General features: G+C 61.7%; 17 protein-coding genes. 12 read left to right on the top strand and 5 right to left on the bottom strand.

Annotated features, from left to right (window positions below):
* Window positions 1-87: 87 nt before the first annotated feature.
* Both I554_RS0118250 and I554_RS0118245 read right to left on the bottom strand, forming a co-directional pair.
* Complete coding sequence (locus I554_RS0118250) at window positions 88-1,488, bottom strand: M20/M25/M40 family metallo-hydrolase (protein ID WP_024573959.1); 1,401 nt, start codon at window positions 1,486-1,488, stop codon at window positions 88-90.
* Window positions 1,489-1,536: 48 nt separating this feature from the next.
* Window positions 1,537-3,252, bottom strand: a complete 1,716-nt coding sequence (locus I554_RS0118245) for a helicase HerA-like domain-containing protein (RefSeq protein ID WP_024573958.1) — start codon at window positions 3,250-3,252, stop codon at window positions 1,537-1,539.
* Window positions 3,253-3,718: 466 nt separating this feature from the next.
* On the opposite strand from I554_RS0118245, the gene I554_RS0118240 reads away from it, so the two are divergent.
* From I554_RS0118240 to I554_RS0118185, 12 genes are all read left to right on the top strand, one after another.
* Window positions 3,719-4,084, top strand: a complete 366-nt coding sequence (locus tag I554_RS0118240; protein ID WP_024573957.1) for a hypothetical protein — start codon at window positions 3,719-3,721, stop codon at window positions 4,082-4,084.
* Between the two features lie 26 nt (window positions 4,085-4,110).
* The gene (locus I554_RS0118235; protein WP_024573956.1) at window positions 4,111-4,533 is read left to right on the top strand and encodes a DUF4332 domain-containing protein; all 423 of its coding nucleotides are present in this window, start codon (window positions 4,111-4,113) and stop codon (window positions 4,531-4,533) included.
* A 105-nt stretch (window positions 4,534-4,638) separates the two neighbouring features.
* Window positions 4,639-5,493 (top strand): dihydropteroate synthase, encoded by an 855-nt coding sequence (gene folP, locus I554_RS0118230; RefSeq protein ID WP_024573955.1) that lies wholly within the window; start codon window positions 4,639-4,641, stop codon window positions 5,491-5,493.
* Complete coding sequence (gene folB / locus I554_RS0118225) at window positions 5,490-5,855, top strand: dihydroneopterin aldolase (protein WP_024573954.1); 366 nt, start codon at window positions 5,490-5,492, stop codon at window positions 5,853-5,855. The genes folP and folB overlap by 4 nt, the downstream gene beginning before the upstream one ends.
* Window positions 5,856-5,861: 6 nt before the next feature.
* Window positions 5,862-6,353: a 2-amino-4-hydroxy-6-hydroxymethyldihydropteridine diphosphokinase gene (gene folK, locus I554_RS0118220; protein WP_024573953.1), complete on the top strand. Its 492-nt coding sequence runs from the start codon at window positions 5,862-5,864 to the stop codon at window positions 6,351-6,353.
* A gap of 84 nt (window positions 6,354-6,437) precedes the next feature.
* The gene (locus I554_RS0118215) at window positions 6,438-8,300 is read left to right on the top strand and encodes a methylmalonyl-CoA mutase family protein (protein ID WP_024573952.1); all 1,863 of its coding nucleotides are present in this window, start codon (window positions 6,438-6,440) and stop codon (window positions 8,298-8,300) included.
* Window positions 8,301-8,304: 4 nt separating this feature from the next.
* Window positions 8,305-8,769, top strand: a complete 465-nt coding sequence (locus I554_RS0118210) for a GFA family protein (protein WP_024573951.1) — start codon at window positions 8,305-8,307, stop codon at window positions 8,767-8,769.
* 44 nt (window positions 8,770-8,813) lie between these two features.
* Window positions 8,814-10,973: a methylmalonyl-CoA mutase gene (scpA, locus tag I554_RS0118205; RefSeq protein WP_024573950.1), complete on the top strand. Its 2,160-nt coding sequence runs from the start codon at window positions 8,814-8,816 to the stop codon at window positions 10,971-10,973.
* Window positions 10,974-10,997: 24 nt separating this feature from the next.
* Complete coding sequence (meaB, locus tag I554_RS0118200; protein ID WP_024573949.1) at window positions 10,998-11,993, top strand: methylmalonyl Co-A mutase-associated GTPase MeaB; 996 nt, start codon at window positions 10,998-11,000, stop codon at window positions 11,991-11,993.
* A complete protein-coding gene (locus I554_RS0118195) occupies window positions 11,993-12,640 on the top strand; it encodes a pyroglutamyl-peptidase I (RefSeq protein WP_024573948.1) in 648 nt (215 codons plus the stop codon). The genes meaB and I554_RS0118195 overlap by 1 nt, the downstream gene beginning before the upstream one ends.
* 101 nt (window positions 12,641-12,741) lie before the next feature.
* Window positions 12,742-13,989 carry a multidrug effflux MFS transporter gene (locus I554_RS0118190; RefSeq protein WP_024573947.1) on the top strand — a complete coding sequence of 416 codons (1,248 nt, stop codon included), beginning with the start codon at window positions 12,742-12,744 and terminating at the stop codon, window positions 13,987-13,989.
* A gap of 143 nt (window positions 13,990-14,132) precedes the next feature.
* Entirely contained in the window at window positions 14,133-15,503 is a 1,371-nt protein-coding gene (locus tag I554_RS0118185) for a TIGR03808 family TAT-translocated repetitive protein (protein ID WP_024573946.1), read from the top strand.
* Here I554_RS0118185 and I554_RS0118180 read toward each other — a convergent pair.
* The 3 genes from I554_RS0118180 to I554_RS0118170 form a co-directional block, all read right to left on the bottom strand.
* Window positions 15,459-15,788 carry a TIGR03809 family protein gene (locus tag I554_RS0118180; RefSeq protein ID WP_024578266.1) on the bottom strand — a complete coding sequence of 110 codons (330 nt, stop codon included), beginning with the start codon at window positions 15,786-15,788 and terminating at the stop codon, window positions 15,459-15,461. The genes I554_RS0118185 and I554_RS0118180 overlap by 45 nt on opposite strands.
* Window positions 15,789-15,949: 161 nt before the next feature.
* Window positions 15,950-18,235, bottom strand: a complete 2,286-nt coding sequence (locus I554_RS0118175; protein ID WP_024573945.1) for a DUF4384 domain-containing protein — start codon at window positions 18,233-18,235, stop codon at window positions 15,950-15,952.
* Between the two features lie 81 nt (window positions 18,236-18,316).
* Window positions 18,317-18,937 (bottom strand): OmpA family protein, encoded by a 621-nt coding sequence (locus I554_RS0118170; RefSeq protein ID WP_024573944.1) that lies wholly within the window; start codon window positions 18,935-18,937, stop codon window positions 18,317-18,319.
* Window positions 18,938-19,120: the final 183 nt, after the last annotated feature.

Raw genomic sequence — 19,120 nt, 5'->3', positions numbered from 1 at the left:
TCAGCCTCTACACTGACAGAGACTAAAAACGCCGCCCAATTCCGGGCGGCGTTTTTGCGTTTGGCGGATGCTTCAGCATCAACCGCCTCAGCGCGGCGTGTCCGCGAACGCTGCGAGAATGCGCGCCCACGAGCGGATACCCTTGTGGAAGCTCTTCAGGTCGTATTTCTCGTTCGGCGAGTGGATGTTGTCATCCTCGAGGCCGAAACCTATCAGCACCGTGTCGAGTCCAAGCGTCTTCTTGAAGTCGGCAACAATCGGAATCGACGCCCCCGACCCGATCAGCAGCGCATCCTTGCCCCATTCATCGGTCAGCGCATGCTTTGCCGCCGCCAGCGGCTTCATGCCCCAATCGAGCGCGATCGCTGGCGCACCAGCGTGATCGATGAACTCAGCCGAGCAGTCGGCAGGCAGACGCGAGGTGACGAAATGCCGGAAGGCTTTGCGGATTTTCTCCGGGTCTTGTCCCTCCACCAGACGGAACGAGACTTTCGCCGATGCGTGCGCGGGAATGACGGTCTTGGAGCCTTCGCCGGTGTAGCCGCCGAAGATGCCATTGATATCGCAGGTCGGCCGCGACGAAACCTGCTCGATCAGCAACCGGTCCTTTTCACCGGCCGGCACCGACAGCCCGATCGGCTTGAGAAATGTCTCCGGCGACAGGTTGAGATTCTTCCACTGCGCGAGAATATCCGCCGGAAGATCTTTCACGCCGTCGTAAAAACCCGGAATGGTGATGTGGCCGTTGTCGTCGTGGATGCTGCCGAGAATGCGGGTCAACACGCGGATCGGGTTTTGCGCGCCGCCGCCGAAAATACCTGAATGCAGATCGCGGTTCGCCGCCTTGATCCTGACCTCGTCATAAACGAGACCGCGCAGCGACGTCGTAATCGCCGGCGTGTTCTGGTCCCACATGCCGGTGTCGCAGACCAGCACGAAATCAGCTGCGAGATCCTTCTTGTTCTTGTCGAGGAATGGGCCGAAGTTCTTCGAACCGATTTCCTCCTCACCTTCGATCAGGATCGTCACATTGAGCGGCAACGATCCTGTGACGTTCTTCCAGGCACGGCAGGCTTCAACGAAGGTCATCAACTGACCTTTGTCGTCTTCGGCGCCGCGCGCGACAATGATCTTGCGGCCGTCGGCATGATCGGTGACGACGGGCTCGAACGGCGGGCGGTGCCAGAGGTCCAGCGGATCGACCGGCTGCACGTCATAGTGACCGTAGAACAGGACATGCGCACCGCTCTGACCGTTGCTCTTGCCGACGATCGCCGGATGCCCCGCGGTCGGGCGCACGTCGGTCGCAAAACCGATGGAGGCGATATCCGCAGCGAGATGATCCGCCGCCTTTTTGCAATCATCCACGAAAGCCGGATCGGCGGAGATAGACTTGATCCGGAGCAGCGTGAACAACCGCTCAAGGCTGTTGTCGAATTCCTTGTCGATGTGATCGAGAACGGCGGCGAGTTGCGGTGTGGCTGACATGCTTGATTGTTCCTCTGATCCGGGCAGTTCGCGTGCGAAGAGCAGAAACTACCGCCGCAGCAGGCTCCCCAGCACATTGCGCACGATGGAACGGCCGATCGACCCGCCAAGCGAACCGCCGACCGACTTGCCGATGCTGGAAGCAACATCTCCGGCGACCTTGTTGGTCACAGAACGGGTGACGCTGCGTGCGATGACCTGGGTGGTCGACAATTTGCCGCGGGGCGTGTTGGTGCCAAAGACCGTCCCGACAATCGATCCGATCTGGCCGAGCACGCCGCCGCCTTCCGGCGCCGATCCGTCGGCACCCGGCGTGCCGACCGGCGCGGCAGTGTTTGACAGACGCTTCTGCAAGATTTCGAATGCAGTTTCCCCGTCGATCGCGGTGTCGTATTTCCCCTTCACCGGGCTCGCGGCAATAATCGCCTTGCGTTCCTCAGGAGTGATCGGCCCGATCCGCGCCGTCGGCGGGCGGATCATCACGCGCTCGACCATCGACGGCGTACCGTTGCCTTCCAGGAACGACACGAGAGCTTCGCCCTTGCCGAGCTCCGTGATGACCTGGGCGGTATCGAGATTGGGATTGGGCCTGAACGTCTGCGCCGCCGCCTGAACGGCCTTCTGATCACGCGGGGTAAACGCGCGCAGCGCGTGCTGAACGCGGTTACCAAGCTGGGCGAGAATCTTGTCCGGAACGTCGATCGGGTTCTGGGTCACGAAATAGACACCGATACCCTTCGAGCGGATCAGACGGACGACCTGCTCGATCTTGTCCATCAGGGCTTTGGGCGCATCGTCGAAAAGCAGATGCGCTTCGTCGAAGAAGAACACCAGCTTGGGCTTTGCCGGGTCGCCGACCTCGGGCAGTTCCTCAAACAGCTCCGAGAGCATCCAGAGCAGGAACGTCGAATACAGTTTCGGGCTCGACATCAGCTTGTCGGCGACAAGGATGTTGACCATGCCGCGGCCGCTGGAGTCGGTCCGCATGAAATCCTTCAACTGGAGCGCAGGTTCGCCGAAGAACTTGTCTGCCCCTTGATTTTCCAGCACCAGCAACTGGCGCTGAATGGTGCCGACCGTCGCCTTGCTGACATTGCCGAAGGATTGCGCGGCCTTGCGGATATCCTGCAACGGATCAAGGTCGGCGTCCTTCGCTGAGCCAGGTACGATGGCGTCCAGCAAGGCCCGCAGATCCTTCATGTCGACCAGCGCGAGGCCATGCTCATCAGCGACGCGGAACGCGACGTTGAGGACGCCCTCCTGCACATCGTTGAGCTGGAGCATCTGGGACAGCAGCAACGGTCCCATTTCGGTGACGGTGGCACGGACCGGGTGTCCCTGCTCGCCGAACACGTCCCAGAATACTGTCGAGAACTGATCCGGCTGAAACTGAAGACCCATTTCCTTGGCGCGGCTGAGGATGAAATCCTTTGCCTCGCCTACTTCCGCGATGCCGGAGAGATCGCCTTTGATGTCGGCTGCGAACACAGGAACGCCCGCGCGGGCGAAACCTTCGGCCATCACCTGAAGCGTAACTGTCTTGCCGGTACCGGTGGCACCCGTGACAAGGCCGTGGCGGTTCGCCAGCCCGAGCGTCAAAAATGCTGACTGGTCGCCCTTTCCGATGAAAAGCGTCTTGTCGGTATCGGCTGATGCAACATTTCCGCTACCAGCAGGCCTCGCCGCCGAGGCAGCTTTTGGAGAGGAAACGGTTTTGTCGGAAGCAGCCTTGTCAGAAACGGTCTTGGACGTCTTCTTGGCCATGTCTCGCCTCTCGCAGGCTTTCGATACCTTGCGCTCGCCTCAGAAGCGGCGCGTCATGCATGATCTTGCAGGCCGGAACCCGCCGGTCAACCCGCAGAACGCGTCTCCTCGCACAAGCCAATACCGCGCCGCATTATATATATGGCGTCCAGCCGCCGCGGATGAACGAATTATTCCCCGGACATCGGGAATTCTTATCCGTATCGTCCGCGAAAGATCGATCGTAGATCTGAAACCAATTCTAATTCGCCTCGTAATCTTGGGCCGCACCTCATCAAGGGGCACCATTCACACGGAAATGCTCATCAAGACAGCGGCAACGCTTGCATAGCTGCAACACTTCACGATCGATTGCGCTCAAACCGCGGTTCCGAAAAGCGGCATCGCTTGTAATTCACAACGCACACGCTCAAGATAAAATCACAAACAAAGATCCGGCAAGCAACCGGAGGGCACGGGGCATTTAATGGACGAATTGACTGACGCTCTGGCTGCAAAAGCCGGCATCGATAAAGCCGTGGCTGAAAAGGCCATCGGCGCGATTCTGGGGTTCCTGCGCAAGGAAGGTCCTGCCGATCAGGTGCGTGCGCTGATCGAAAAGATTCCCGGTGCAGAACCGGCGATCGAAGCTGCTGGTTCCACCGGCGGCTTCGCGAGCATGCTGGGCGGCGGTGTGATGGCGCTCGGCGCCAAACTGATGGGTTTCGGTCTTGGTATGAACGAGATTCAAAGTCTCGCGCGTGAACTTTTCCGGTTTGGCCGCGACAAAATTGGCGCGGACGGAATGCGCACGATCATTGCCGAGACCCCCGGCCTTTCCAAGTTCGCTTAAGATTCATTTTCCAAGTTCGAGTACCCATGTCCAATCCGCTTGCAGCGTATCCACTCTCCAAAATCGACGGCCTGAGCACGCATGCCCAGGCCAAACTCAAAGCCCAGGGTATTCGGACGACGGCCGCGCTGCTTGACAGCGCGAGTACGCCAAAAGGCCGCAAGGCGCTTGCGGCAAAAACCGGGCTCAGCGAACAGCAGTTGCTGGCTTGGGCGAATATGGTCGACTGCATGCGTATCAAGGGGATGGGCAAGGCCAAGGCTGAGCTGCTCCGGGCGGCCGGGGTGGTGACGGTGCGCGAGTTCGTGCAGCGCAACCCCCAGCGGCTGGCTCAGGCCATGAAGGAAGCCAACGACAAGCGAAAGCTTGTTCAGGTTCTCCCCTCGGACAAGTCTGTCGCGGAGCTGATCCAGCGCGCCCGCAAGCTGCCGCTGAAGATTTCCTACTGAAACTCCGCCCACGGGTACGGCTGAACCGGCTACCCGAAACTCCTTGGGCCATATCCCCTCCCGCTACCGCTTGACTCGTCAGCGGGGACCGCGCAAAGCCACCGCATGATGGCTGCTCCGTCCCGCTCAAATCCGGCTGCCTCGCAGTATCATCCAGTGCTGCAGGACCTCTTCGTGCGGCGTTATCCGGCGGTGATGGGCGTGCTCAATGTCACCCCCGACTCCTTCTCCGACGGCGGCCGGTTCATCGTGCCCGAGCAGGCGCTCGTACAGGCGAAACGCATGATCGCCGAGGGCGCGGATATCCTCGATATCGGCGCGGAATCCACCCGCCCGTATGGCTCGAAGCCCGTCTCGGCGGACGACGAATTGCAACGGTTGCGGGATGTCCTGCCCGCCGTTGCCCGCCTGGGAAGTCCCGTCTCGATCGACACCATGAAGGCATCAGTGGCCACATGGGCGCTGGGCAATGGCGCAGTGATCGCCAACGACGTATGGGGCCTGCAACGCGATCCCGACATGGCGCGGGTCGTCGCAGATCACGGCGCGCCGGTGATCGTCATGCACAACCGCGACAGCGTCGATCCCGCTATCGATATTGTCGCCGACATGGTGGGATTCTTCGCCCGATCGCTCGACATCGCGACCAATGCAAATATCCCACGGGAAAACATTGTCCTCGACCCCGGCATCGGCTTTGGCAAGACACCCGAGCAAAGCATGATCGCGCTGGCGCGACTCGATGATTTGAGCCAGTTCGGCCTTCCGTTACTGGTCGGCGCATCGCGAAAACGCTTCATCGCGTCGGTCGCCCCGTCCGAACCGGATCAGCGGCTCGGCGGATCCATCGCGGCGCACCTATTGGCCGCACAGCGCGGCGCAAAAATCATCCGCGCGCACGATGTCGCGGAAACCGTGCAGGCCCTGCGCGTGGCATCGGCAATCGAGGACAAACGATGAGCGACGTGATTTTCATCAAGGGACTTTTGATCCACGCCCGGCACGGAGTGATGGATCATGAGGCCGAAGTCGGCCAGCGGTTCGTGATCGACCTCGAACTGTCGATTGATCTGGCAGAGTCCTCCCGCACCGACAAGCTCGCCGACACGGTATCCTATTCGGATGTGGTCGCGACCGCGAGCGCGGCTTTCAAGGGGCACAACTACTATCTGCTGGAGCGCGCAGCGGGTGCCGTGGCGGAAGCAGTCCTCGCTGCATTTGTCCGCGTCAGCGCGGTGAAGGTCACGGTACACAAGCCGCACGCCCCCATCGCTGCGATCTTCGACGATGTCGGCGTCGTCATCACGCGAACACGGTCCTGAACTGATATGGCGAGCATCCTGATTGCTCTCGGCGGCAATGTCGGCGATGTCCGCGCAACCTTCGTCAAGGCCATCGCCAATATCTGCGGCATGGCGCAGGCCGCCCTGGTCGCACGGTCATCAGATTATAAGACACCGCCGTGGGGTGACGAGCATCAGGAACCATTCATCAACGCCTGCATCGAGATCGAGACCAGTCTCGATCCGCATGCGTTGCTGTTCACACTGCACAAGATCGAAAAGAAATTCGGCCGTGACCGTGCCAATGAGCGGCGTTGGGGGCCGCGCACTCTGGACCTCGACATCATCGCCTATGACGACGTCCGCCTGGACAAGCCCGAACTAACGTTGCCGCACCCTCGCCTGTTCGAACGGGCCTTCGTGCTGGTGCCGCTGGCCGAGATCGTACCCAATCGTCCGATTGCAGGACAAACGCCGCTTCAGGCCCTCGCCCGGCTTCCCGCCGATGGCATCGAACGCCTGCCTGATTTGCAGTAAACGCCTGAAACAACCATTTGGCTTGCGCCCCGCCACATGGCATTTTCCGGCCAACAAACACGTGTCCGGGAGCTAACCCTCTGAATGTCCGCTGAAACCGATGACCTGCCGCTCGCGGCCGATTTCCCCCCTGCCACGCGTGACGACTGGCGGCAGCTGGCTGACGGGGTTCTCAAGGGTGCTCCATTCGACAAGCTGGTGGGCAAGACCTACGACGGGCTGCGGATCGATCCGATCTATGAGCGTGCCCGCAATGCGACCGCCATTCCCGCGCGTGCCGCAGGCAGCCCCTGGCAGATCATGCAGCGGGTGGATCATCCCGATGCGGCGATCGCGAACGCGCAGGCGCTGCATGATCTCGAGAACGGCGCCACCGGTCTGACGCTCGTCTTCGCCGGAGCCAACGGCGCGCGCGGCTACGGCCTGCCGCCGACCAAGGAGGCGCTGGCGCGCGCGCTCGACGGTGTGTACCTCGACGCCGGCATCGGCATTGAGTTCGAGATCGGCCCGCAGTCGCGCGACATGGGGCTGCACCTTGCCGAGTTGCTCGCCGCACGCAAGATTTCACCCGCGGCTGTCAATGTCCGCTTCGGTCTCGATCCGATTGGCGGCGGCGGCGTGCGCGGCAGCAGCCACGGCCCGTGGGAGTCCATCGCCAAGGTTTTCGGCGGCAAGATCGCCCAGCTTGCGAAACTCGGCTTTCGCGGGCCCTTCGCCCCGGCCGATGGCCGGGTGATCCATGACGCGGGCGGCTCGGAAGCGCAGGAACTGGCTTACGTTCTCGCGGTCGGTGTCGCCTATCTGCGCGCGCTGGAAGACGCCGGCATTGCGCTCGACGACGCACGGCGGATGATATACGCCCGCCTCAGCGCCGACGCCGACCAGTTTCTAACCATGGCGAAATTCCGTGCGCTGCGTCTGCTCTGGGCGCGGGTCGAGCACAGCTGCGGGCTTACCCCACAGCCGCTTTTCATTGCGGCGGACACCGCGTGGCGAATGCTCACACAGCGAGATCCCGACGTGAACATGCTGCGCGCGACCATCGCAGCGTTCTCGGCGGGACTCGGCGGCGCGAACAGCATCAATGTTCTGCCGCACACGCTGGCGCTCGGACTGCCGGATGCATTCGCACGCCGTATCGCACGAAACACCCAGCTCGTGCTGCTGGAAGAATCCAACCTCGACAAGGTCTCCGATCCGGCCGCAGGATCGGGCGGAATCGAAACACTCACCAGACAGCTTTGCGAAGCCGCATGGACGCAGTTTCAGGACATCGAAAAGGCCGGCGGCCCGTTTGCCGCGCTCGAAAAGAACATCATCCAGACCAAGGTGGCCGCCGTGCGCGCCGCGCGCGATGTCAATATCGCCAGGCGTAAGGATGTGTTGACCGGAGCCAGCGAGTTTCCGAACCTTAACGAGAAGACACCAGCCGTGCTCGATGCCAAACCGGTGACGGGACTGTTGCCGGATGACATCGTGATCCGGTTCGACGCGCTCGCGCCCATTCGGCTCGCGGCACCTTTCGAGGCGCTGCGCGATCGCTCCGATCAGATGTCGAAGGCCGGCAAGCGCCCGAAGGTGTTTCTGGCCAATCTCGGCACCGCTGCCGATTTCACTGCGCGGGCGACCTTCGCGAAAAGCTTTTTCGAGACCGGCGGCATCGAGGCCATCGATACCGAAGGCTTCTCCGATCCGGCGGCGCTCGCCGCGGCTTTCAAGTCGTCAGGCGCGGCGCTCGTCTGCCTCTGCTCGTCCGACAAGGTCTATGCCGCGCATGCCGAGGCAGCCGTGAAAGCTCTTCACGACGCCGGCGCAAAACATATCTATCTGGCAGGCCGGCCCGGCGAACTCGAAGCCCCCCTACGCGCTGCGGGTGTCGGCGATTTCATCTTTGCGGGAGGCGACGCCCTCGCAATGCTCAAGGCGGCCTACGAACGAATTGGGTGAAGCCATGAAGGAACGAGTTCCTGTTCTGACCGGCGGCTGCCAATGTGGCGCGGTGCGCTTTGCGTCGTACAGCAATCCGGGCCGGATCAGCGTCTGCCATTGCCGTATGTGCCAGAAAGCCGTGGCGGGACCGTTCGCCTGTTTCGTCGAAATTCCTCACGGCGACTTCGCATGGACGCGCGGCACGCCGGGGACGTTTCGTTCGTCATCGATGGCGGAGCGCGATTTCTGCAAGGAATGCGGAACACCGCTGAGCTATCGCAAGCTGAACGGCTCGGTGATCGAGCTTCTGACCGGCGCTTTCGATCGCCCGGATCGCGTGATTCCGACCTATCAGATCGGCATTGAATCGAAGCTCGCCTGGGTCGCCCATCTGCACAACCTGCCGGGTAAAACGACAGCCGAATCATGGGGTTCTGCCGAGGCGGGCAGCATTGTCAGCTATCAGCATCCGGACCATAATACGTGAGCTGCGCATCCCCGCTCTGATCGCGCAAAACTTGAGACAGCAGAATGACCCGCATACCGAATTTCGCCGACGTTGCATTCGAACCCGCGGCCGTGAAGGGCAGCGAAAGCAACGCGCAGCCGTGGCTCACGCCTGAGGGTCTTCTCGTTAAGCCGAGCTACAGCGAAGCCGATCTCAACGGCATCGATTTCCTCGACACATGGCCCGGCATCGCACCATTCCTGCGCGGTCCCTACCCGACCATGTATGTCAATCAGCCATGGACCGTGCGCCAGTACGCCGGCTTTTCGACGGCGGAAGATTCCAACGCCTTCTATCGCCGCAACCTCGCAGCCGGCCAGAAGGGTCTCTCGGTGGCGTTCGATCTCGCCACCCACCGCGGCTATGACTCGGATCATCCGCGCGTGTCCGGCGACGTCGGCATGGCGGGCGTCGCCATAGACTCCATCTACGACATGCGCACGCTGTTCGCAGGCATCCCGCTCGACCAGATGAGCGTGTCGATGACCATGAACGGCGCAGTCTTGCCGATTCTCGCGCTGTTCGTGGCTGCCGCCGAGGAACAGGGCGTGCCGCCGGAGAAACTGTCGGGCACCATCCAGAACGACATTCTCAAAGAATTCATGGTGCGCAACACCTACATCTATCCGCCGGCTCCCTCGATGCGGATCATCTCGGATATCTTCGCATACACGTCGCAGAAGATGCCGAAGTACAATTCGATTTCGATTTCCGGCTACCATATGCAGGAAGCCGGCGCGACGCAGGATCTCGAGCTCGCCTACACGCTCGCCGATGGCGTCGAATATCTCCGCGCCGGATTGGCCGCCGGCCTCGATGTCGATCGCTTCGCCCCCCGACTGTCGTTCTTCTGGGCCATCGGCATGAACTTCTTCATGGAAGTCGCCAAGATGCGCGCGGCCCGGCTGCTGTGGGCCAAGCTGCTGAAGCCGTTCAATCCGAAGGATCCACGCTCGCTGTCGCTGCGCACCCATTGCCAGACATCCGGATGGTCGCTGACTGCGCAGGATGTGTTCAACAACGTCGTCCGCACCAACATCGAGGCGATGGCCGCAACGCAGGGTCATACCCAGTCGCTGCACACCAACGCGCTCGACGAGGCGCTGGCGCTGCCGACAGATTTCTCCGCGCGCATTGCCCGCAACACGCAATTGTTCCTGCAACAGGAAAGCGGCACCACGCGGATCATCGATCCGTGGGGCGGCTCCTATTATGTCGAGCGGCTCACGCACGACCTCGCCGCCAAGGCCTGGGCGCATATTCAGGAAGTCGAGGAACTCGGCGGCATGGCGAAGGCCATCGAGGCCGGTGTGCCGAAACTGCGGATCGAGGAAGCCTCGGCCAAAACGCAGGCGCGGATCGACGCCGGCAAGCAGGCCGTGATCGGCGTCAACAAATACAAGCCTGAAAATGAAGCACCGATCGACGTTCTCAAGGTCGAGAATTCCACCGTGCGCCGCCTGCAGATCGACAAGCTGGCGCGCCTTCGCTCCGAACGAAAACAGGCAGATGTCGATGCAGCGCTTGCTGCTCTGACGCGCAGCGCAGGCGAAGGCAACGGCAATCTGCTGGCGCTGGCCATCGATGCGGCGCGTGCCAAGGCTACCGTCGGCGAAATTTCCGATGCGATGGAAAAGGTGTTCGGTCGTCACCGTGCCGAAATCAAATCCATCACCGGCGTTTACAAGCGCGAGGCCGCCACCATGTCGGACCGGGTCGAAAAATTGCAGGCTCTTATCGATGCCTTCGAGGATGCGGAAGGCCGCCGCCCACGTATTCTGGTCGCGAAGATCGGTCAGGACGGCCATGATCGCGGACAGAAAGTGATTGCTTCGGCCTTCGCCGACGTCGGTTTCGACGTCGATATCGGGCCGCTGTTCGCCACCGCCGACGAGGCGGCACGGCAGGCAGTCGAGAACGACGTTCACATGCTCGGCTTGTCGTCGCTCGCCGCGGCCCACCTCACAGCCGTTCCGGAGTTGAAGGAAGCGCTGAAAAAGCGCGGCCGCGAAGACATCATGATCATCATCGGCGGCGTGATCCCGCCGCAGGATTACGACGCCCTTTACAAGGCTGGCGCCGAGGCCATCTTCCCGCCGGGCACCGTGATCGCGGATGCCGCCGAGGAACTGATCCGCAAGCTGAATGTCCGGTTGGGGCACTCCAGCGAAGCGGCGGAGTGAGCGGCGATTGAAACAACACCGCGTATGGCCCCGGTGACAGTTCCCGAGAAAGCCTCGCTCCATCTCGCCGATGCCCTTCGCGCCGGTGACCGCGCTGCTCTGGCACGCGCGATCACGCTGATCGAAAGCCGCCGCGCCGATCATCAGGCGCAGGCGCGCGATCTGGTGCAGGCCTTGCTGCCGCTGACCGGCAACGCGGTTCGTGTCGGCATCACCGGCTCGCCGGGCGTCGGCAAATCCACCACCATCGATGCACTCGGCATGGCGCTGATCGCGAAGGGCCACAAGGTCGCGGTGCTCGCGGTCGATCCGTCATCGGCGCGCACCGGCGGCTCGATCCTTGGCGACAAGACGCGGATGGCCCGGCTCTCCGCCGAAGACAATGCCTTCATCCGCCCTTCCCCGTCATCGGGCACGCTCGGCGGCGTCGCTGCGAAAACGCGCGAGGCAATGCTGTTATGCGAGGCCGCCGGTTTCGATGTGGTTCTGGTGGAGACGGTCGGCATCGGACAGTCGGAAACCGCTGTCTGCGACATGACGGATTTCTTCCTGGCGCTAATGTTGCCGGGCGCTGGCGACGAATTGCAGGGCATCAAGAAGGGCCTTGTTGAGCTAGCCGACATGATCGCCGTCAACAAAGCCGATGGCGACAACCTCAAGCGCGCGAAAGCTGCCGCTGCCGAATACAACGCCGCGCTTCACATTCTCGCGCCGCGCTCGGAACACTGGTTTCCACCGGTGCTGACCTATTCCGCTCTGACCGGCGACGGGATCGAGGCGCTGTGGGAGAAAATCCTCGCGCATCGCACGGCCATGATCGCGTGCGGCGACTTCGAGACACGGCGGCGGCAGCAGCAGGTCAAATGGATGTATACCATCCTTGAGGACCGGCTGCACGCGCGGCTGCGTTCCGATCCCGTCATCCGCGCCAAGGTGAAGCAAACCGAAGCCGCGGTAGCCAACGGCCGCATGACGCCCGCCGTCGCTGCGGATACAATTACCGCGCTGCTTGAGCGATGATGGGCGCGAAGCCGCGTATCCTGATCACCGGCTTTCGCCCCTTTCCGGGCGCCCCCTACAATCCGACTGAAAAACTCGTCGAGCGGCTGCTTCGTCTGCGCCGCCCCATGTTCGACGACATCGAGCGGATCGGACACATCTTCCCGGTGACTTACAGCGCGGTGGATCGGCAGCTTCCGGTGCTGATTGAAACACATCGCCCCGATGCGCTTCTGATGTTCGGCCTCGCCACCCGCACGTCGTTCGTGCGCATCGAGACCCGCGCCCGCAACACCGTCACCCAGATCTGGCCGGATGCCGACCATACCCAAGTCAGCAGCCGCACTATCGTGGCGAACTCAGATTCCACACGGCGCTTCGGACCGCACACGCACCGTCTGCTGCGCGCGGCGCAACTGACAGGCGTGGATGCCCGCCTCTCCCTGAGCGCGGGATACTACCTTTGCAATTATCTGAGCTGGCGCGCGATCGAGGCGACCCATGTTGAGGGCGGCCCTCGCCTCGCGAGCTTCGTCCATGTCCCGCTTGTGCCTCGAAGTCCCACCGGGCGCCATGCGCCGGGCCGGATGACGTTCGAGCAACTGGTCGACGCCGGCGAAGCGATGCTCGTGGAAATGGCACGGCTGGCGCGTTATCAGGCAGGCTGATTTCTGTCCGCAAATTCGTCTGGCAGCCATACCCGAAGCGGCATTGTGCATCGCAATATCAACGACTAAGTGAGGAATTCCTCTTCGCGAGCGATTTCTTCATGACCGATACCAGTGCCAACGCTTGGGTTTCATCGACCCATCGCCCGATGGGGTTTCGCGAGTTCGTCGCAATCGTGGCGGCCATCATGGCCCTCAACCCGCTGGCCATGGACCTGATGCTGCCGGGCCTCCCCGACGTGGCCAAGGCGTTCAACATCAGCAACGTCAATCACGCCCAGGCTGTCCTCTCCGTGTTCCTCACCGGCTTCGGCGCCGGCCAGTTCGTCATTGGACCGCTGGCTGACCGTTTCGGACGACGCCCGATACTGCTCGGCGGGTTGATCATTTACGGTATCGCCAGCCTGCTCGCAATTGTCGCGCCCACGTTTGAGACGCTGCTGCTTGCACGCGCGCTGCAAGGTCTGAGCACGGCAACCGCGCGGGTGATCGCCACATCCATCGTGCGTGACTGCTACAGTGGACGCCGCATGGCGAGCGTGATGTCGCTGGCCATGATGATCTTCATCTCGGTCCCCGTGATCGCCCCCTCATTTGGACAGGCGATCATGCTCGCCGCGGAGTGGCATGGCATCTTCATCGTTCTGCTTGTCTATGGCGTGTTGATCCTGAGCTGGATTGTCATTCGCCTGCCGGAAACGTTGCCCGTCAGCGAGCGAAAATCGCTGGCTGTCGGCGAAGTCGCCAGGAACTTCCTTCAGACGATCCGCAACCGGCAAACATTCGGCTATGCGCTGGCCGCAGGTAGCGTTCAGGGAATCCTGTTCGGCTACGTCCTGTCGTCGCAGCAGATCTTCACTGAAATCTACGGGCTCGGCCACTATTTCCCGCTGGCCTTTGCCGCCATCGCAATCGGCATCGCTGTTGCCGGCTTTCTGAACTCGCGCATCGTCGGCCGCTACGGCATGCGCATGATCTCACACATCGCCCTCGTATGCCAGTTGGCCGTTGCCACCGTCATGCTGACCGCGGCGCTCGCCGGATTGCTTCCGCTCTGGCTGATGATGGTCCTCGCCACCGCCAGCCTGTTCACATTCGGGCTGATGTTCTCCAATTTCTCCGCACTGGCGATGGAGCCGCAAGGACATATCGCAGGAACGGCGTCGTCGCTGTTCGGATCGATCACGACCCTGATCGGCATCGCTGTCGGTTCCGCAATCGGGCAGTGTTTCAACGGCACACTCATTCCGCTTGCGACGGGCGCCTTGATCAGTTCTCTGGTCGCGCTGGTTGTCGTGTTCATCGTGGAAAAGGGCCGCCTGTTTAGGCCGCACAACACCCCGGTTTGAGCGGCCTGTCGGCTCTATTCCATTAACCCTACTGCCGACAATCGCGGGCAAATCCGCGGGGGCGGGCATTGTTCGCGGCAATCCTGCATTAGGTCTTACTGTGCGTTCAGGTGAACCTGGGACGCAGCCAGACCGGGCATCGCATGGACATCAGCCGCCGCAACCTCATCAATGCCACCGCCGCCGGCGCGGCGGTAGGTGCGCTGGCGGCAACGCCTGTTCCTGCGCGCGCGGCTCCGCTGACCTCCACACTGGGGCGTGACGCGACCCAGTATGGGGTGCGGCCGAACAGTCCCGACGATCAGACAAAAGCACTTCAGCGTGCCATCGATGCGGCAACCAGCGCGCAGATGCCGCTGGCGCTACCGCCGGGCATCTATCGGACCGGCACGTTGAAATTGCCGAGCGGCGGCCAGCTTGTCGGCGTGCGTGGTGCAACGGTCCTCAAGTTTACCGGCGGCGCATCGCTCATCGGCAGCCAGGGTGCGAGCGGCATCACCCTCACCGGCCTCACGCTAGACGGCGCCGGGATCAAGCTCGCCGACCGGCGCGGGCTCGTACATTTCCAGAATGGACTCGATGTCCGCGTGCAGGATTGCGACATCGTCGGCAGCGGCGGATACGGCATCTGGTTCGAAAGCATCGCGGGCGAAGTCAGCGGCAACACCATTCGCAAGACCGCGAACACGGCGTTCACTTCGTTCGATGCGCTCGGGCTGCTGGTTGCGCAAAACACAATTCAGGATGCTTCCGACAACGGCATCGAAATCCTGCGCCATGCGATTGGCGATGACGGCACGATCGTCGTCAATAACCGCATCGATGATATCAAGGCCGGTCCCGGCGGCTCTGGCCAGCACGGCAATGCCATCAACGCCTTTCGTGCCGGCAATGTCATTGTCAGCGGCAATCGCATCCGCAACTGCGATTATTCCGCCGTGCGTGGCAACTCCGCTTCGAACATCCAGATCACCGGCAACAGCATCAGCAATGTGCGCGAAGTCGCGCTCTATTCAGAATTCGTATTCGAGGGGGCGGTCATCGCCAACAACACCGTCGATGTCTGCGCGGTCGGCGTATCAGTTGCCAATTTCAACGAGGGCGGCCGCATGGTGACCGTCCATGGCAACGTCATCCGGAACATCCTGCCCAAGCGCCCGATCGGCACGGCGCCTGACGACGACGCAGGCATCGGAATCGTCGTGGAGGCGGATGCCGCGGTCACCGGAAATGTGATCGAAAGTGCGCCCTCATTCGGGATCATGGCCGGCTGGGGCAAATACCTCCGCGATGTGACAATTACCGGCAACGTCCTGCGCAATTCCTTCGTCGGCATCGGCGTGTCCGTGGTTCCGGGCGCCGGCACCGCGCTGGTCAGCAATAACCTGATTTCCGGATCGAGAGGCGGCGCGATCGTCGGTCTCGATCATGCCAAGACGGTCACAACCGATCTCGGCGCTGACGGGACATCACGCTTTCCGCAGATCGTTCTTGGCCTTAACGCCGTGCGCTGACCCGATGTCCGCGAAGGGCGACGCGGGAATGGCCGAACTTGCAGCCTGCGCCATCGCCACCTCGACAGGCTTGTCCTGAACCGGATCGGGAGGCGCAAGTTCTTCCCAGGTCTTCAGCGCTGCACGCGCTTCCTGAACGACTTTCAAAAACTCCGGCTCGCTGTAATAGGCCTTCCAACGGTCCGTCTCGTAAAGTTCAACCAGATAGTTGAGCCGTCGTTCCGCGAGCATGCGCCAGCGTGTGACGACATTCCGCCCTTGTTGGGTATTGCCAGGGGTGGTCATTTCGAATCCGGAAAATTCTGGAAATCACTTCTGAACAAACATCAAGCAACGCCACGACTCACGCAGCACCCAAACAACGGGCAAAGAGATAGCTCAACCCGTGCCACACATACATGCAACTTTCGTGACAGACGTTTGCCGACGTCACGGGTACCCAAGCACTAACGCACCTGCAGCCTGATCGCGGCCCGAAGCGACTGCCGCGACCCAGCCGGTGGAGGCTCGCGACTGGAAACGGCAGCCGCACCGGCGTTTGTCGTACCGGCCACCGAAGGCGTACCGGGCCTGACTGCTTCCACCGCAATCGAGCGCGCCAGGGCCGAGGTGTAATTCGGTACCGGCGTGAACTGGTTCTTCTGGAAGTCGTGCTGGATGCGGTCGCCGCCGCTGGCCTGCGTCGCGCACACGGCGGTCACCGTCTCGGAGCCCTTGTCTTTCATGCGGAACTGAAATGGTGCACCGGTGCCCGGAAAGCGGACGGGCACGCCTGCCCTGATAAAGTTATCGCGCTGGAACGTGTTCGGCAGCAACACGGTGCCCTCCCCGCGCTCATCGATATCCGTCAGGGTCAGGAAGCAGTCGCGCGGCGAGACGACGGTGAAGACCGGCGTATCGCCGAGACGATAGCTGTCCTGATCCGAAGTCAGGGAAAGATCGTCCCTGTTGACGATCGGCCTCGCCAGTTGTTCTGGCTGGCGCCCGTTCCTGATTGCGACGACCTTAAGATCGGTGAGATCCGGTGCGATTTCGTGAAATGCCGCTTCAAACTGGTCGCGCGGAACGGCACCTTGAGCAAGACGCCGGACAAGCGGCCTGAACTTCTGATCGACATCCGCGACGCCCTCGTTGAATTCGGACTTTTTGAGACCGAGTTCGGAGGCCGCCAGCGTCAGATCGAGGTCGTCCTCGTAACGTTTGGCAAGCGCGTTGATCATCTCGATGCCGTTCAATTTCAGCGTCGGATCGAGTCCCGCCCGCTTCATCGCGTCTGCGAACCGCTTCGCATCGTCTTCGATCAGCGCGTCCATCTTGTCATGCGGCGGATACAATCCTTCGACTGCATCACGGACGTCCTTCGGGAAGGCCCGCCCCTTCAGCACAAGTTCACGAACCTCATCCTTGGCTTTGCGCATGCCCTGATCATGGCACCCCATGCAGGAGATGCCGTTGGTCACCGCAAAATCCTTGCGCGACGGATCGCGCACAATAGCGGTCGGCCCCTTGTCGAGCCGGTCGCCCTTGGCCGTGTTCAGGTAATAGGCCTGAAAACCGTTCGGCAGGCTGAAGATGGTCTCACCACCGTCGTGGTGGAAGGCGTTCGGACCGCTTGGCCCAAGCGGGAAACTGAACAGGCTCTGGTGATCGCGGTTGCCGGCGAAGTCATACGAGGTCCAAAAGAATCCGCTGCGCGAGGGATGCCGTTCGATCAGTCGATTGTTCTGGCTGACACCGGAGCGCTGGAACGCAGCACGCTGCGCGACGAAGTTGCGGATGTTGCCTTCGACATCGATGCCCTGCTCCCGCGCAAGCTGTTGAAAAGTATTCGGCAGCCGCAGCAAGACGTCATAAAGCGGCGGCTGCGACGCCGTGAACACGAACCAGTCGGCGCGGACATATGACATCGGCGTCCCTGCGCCGGAGGCCAGCGTGCGGCTGAATTCATTGTCCGGCACGGCACCGTAGGGATACACCGCAATCACATTATCCCAGTCGGCAGCCTTCCAGCCGAGATCCAGCAGGTTGAACCGCAGGATGCTTCCTTCAGAATCGACAGTCTCGAGCTTCACAACATCGGACGAGCGGCTCAGCGAGTTGAGAAATTTCACCGCTCCCTGCTGGTAGACTTTCATCGCCTCCGGATCGACGCAGATGTTGGTCAGATGAGTCAGCGTCAGATAGCGAGTCGTCGCCCTGCGCTGTGGCCGCTGCTTGTCGAGGTCCGACACCATCAAGGACACCATGTCCTCAGGCTCAACGAACTTGTGCGTCTCGCAACTGGCGACGGCCTTTGTGCCGAGCGCGGCGATCCAGCCTTCGAGCGCCTTGAGGTCCGATTCCGATGGCGGCGAATGTGAGGCGCCTTCGTAGTAGATGTCGTAAGGCATCTCCTTGTCGACGATCTGCCGGAATAATTTTGATCCCAGCGGGTTGCCGGGCAAAACGTAGTGCGGATTGGCGGCGATTTCATCGAGCTTGAGAACATTGCCGAAGTTCTTGGCAGGCCGCTCGCGATCCACGAGCTTGCCGTTCTGGTGGCAACGCGCGCAGTGCTTGTCGAGGACGTCGAACGCGGCCTTCGCGACCGGATCGGCCGGCGGGGCGACCGCTGCCACCGCGTCGCTGGCTTTCGTATCTTGCGCGGCCGACGTTTGCGCGGAACCAAGAACCAGCCCTGCCGCAACCGCGATGCCAACCGCACGCAGAGCAATCCCTGGAAACCCGCTCATCAATCCGTCCCCTCGAAAAACATCTGTGCGGCGATCGACGCCGCAAATTGGTCGCACCAGCTGTTGGCCAGGTTCAGACACTTATCGGCCCGTCGATGCCCGGACGGTGATGTTCACGATCTGCACGCGCCGATTTTCCTCGCCAAGAGGTTTGGCCGGATTCTTGAGCTGTTCCTTGCCGAAACCAACCGCGATCAGGGTATCCGGGGCGAGCCTGTATTGCTCGATCAGCATGCGCCGTACAGAGGCCGCGCGACGTTGGGACAGTGTCTGGTTGTAGTCCGCGCCGCCCGCCGCATCGGTGTGGCCATTGATGAAAAATACCGATCCCTTCAGATCCTGCCGCGACAGCGCATTCCCAAGCGCAACGAGGGCAGGAACCGCCTTCGGGCTGATATCGGCGGAGTCGTATTCGAACGGGATTTCGAGATCGATCGCCGGCTTGTCGCGCGCGATGTCCGCGATCTGGGCCCGTTCGTCCGCTGTCGGAGCCTGAGCTGGCTCGACACTTATGGATCGCGCCCGCAAGCGATCGACGACCTGCTGCTCTGCCGAAACCTTCGGATCGGGTGTCGCGCCCAGGCTGCGCGTCAAAGGCTGCTTCGACTGCAGCGCGGTTCCAATCCTGTCTTCAAGCGACTGCGCATGAAGCAAACCGGAATGCAATGCCAAAGCTGCCGCCAAGGCCAATGTGCGTCTCATCAAGAATTCCTGTTCAGCAATCGATTCGCCGCGGCGAGATTAAGTATCTTCATAGAATAGCCGAACGAAAGCAGCTTCGTCATCCGGTCTCCCCCCGCATTCAGGCCGCAGGGAACGAGGGTCTCGTCACCCGCATCAGTTGGTTTGCGGAGGGAGGCTGCGGGTTCAGCGTGCGCGACCGGC

Origin of the sequence: Afipia sp. OHSU_II-C1, assembly GCF_000497575.1 — a bacterium.
Classification (GTDB): domain Bacteria; phylum Pseudomonadota; class Alphaproteobacteria; order Rhizobiales; family Xanthobacteraceae; genus Afipia.
This window is presented reverse-complemented; position numbering and strand designations above follow the sequence as displayed.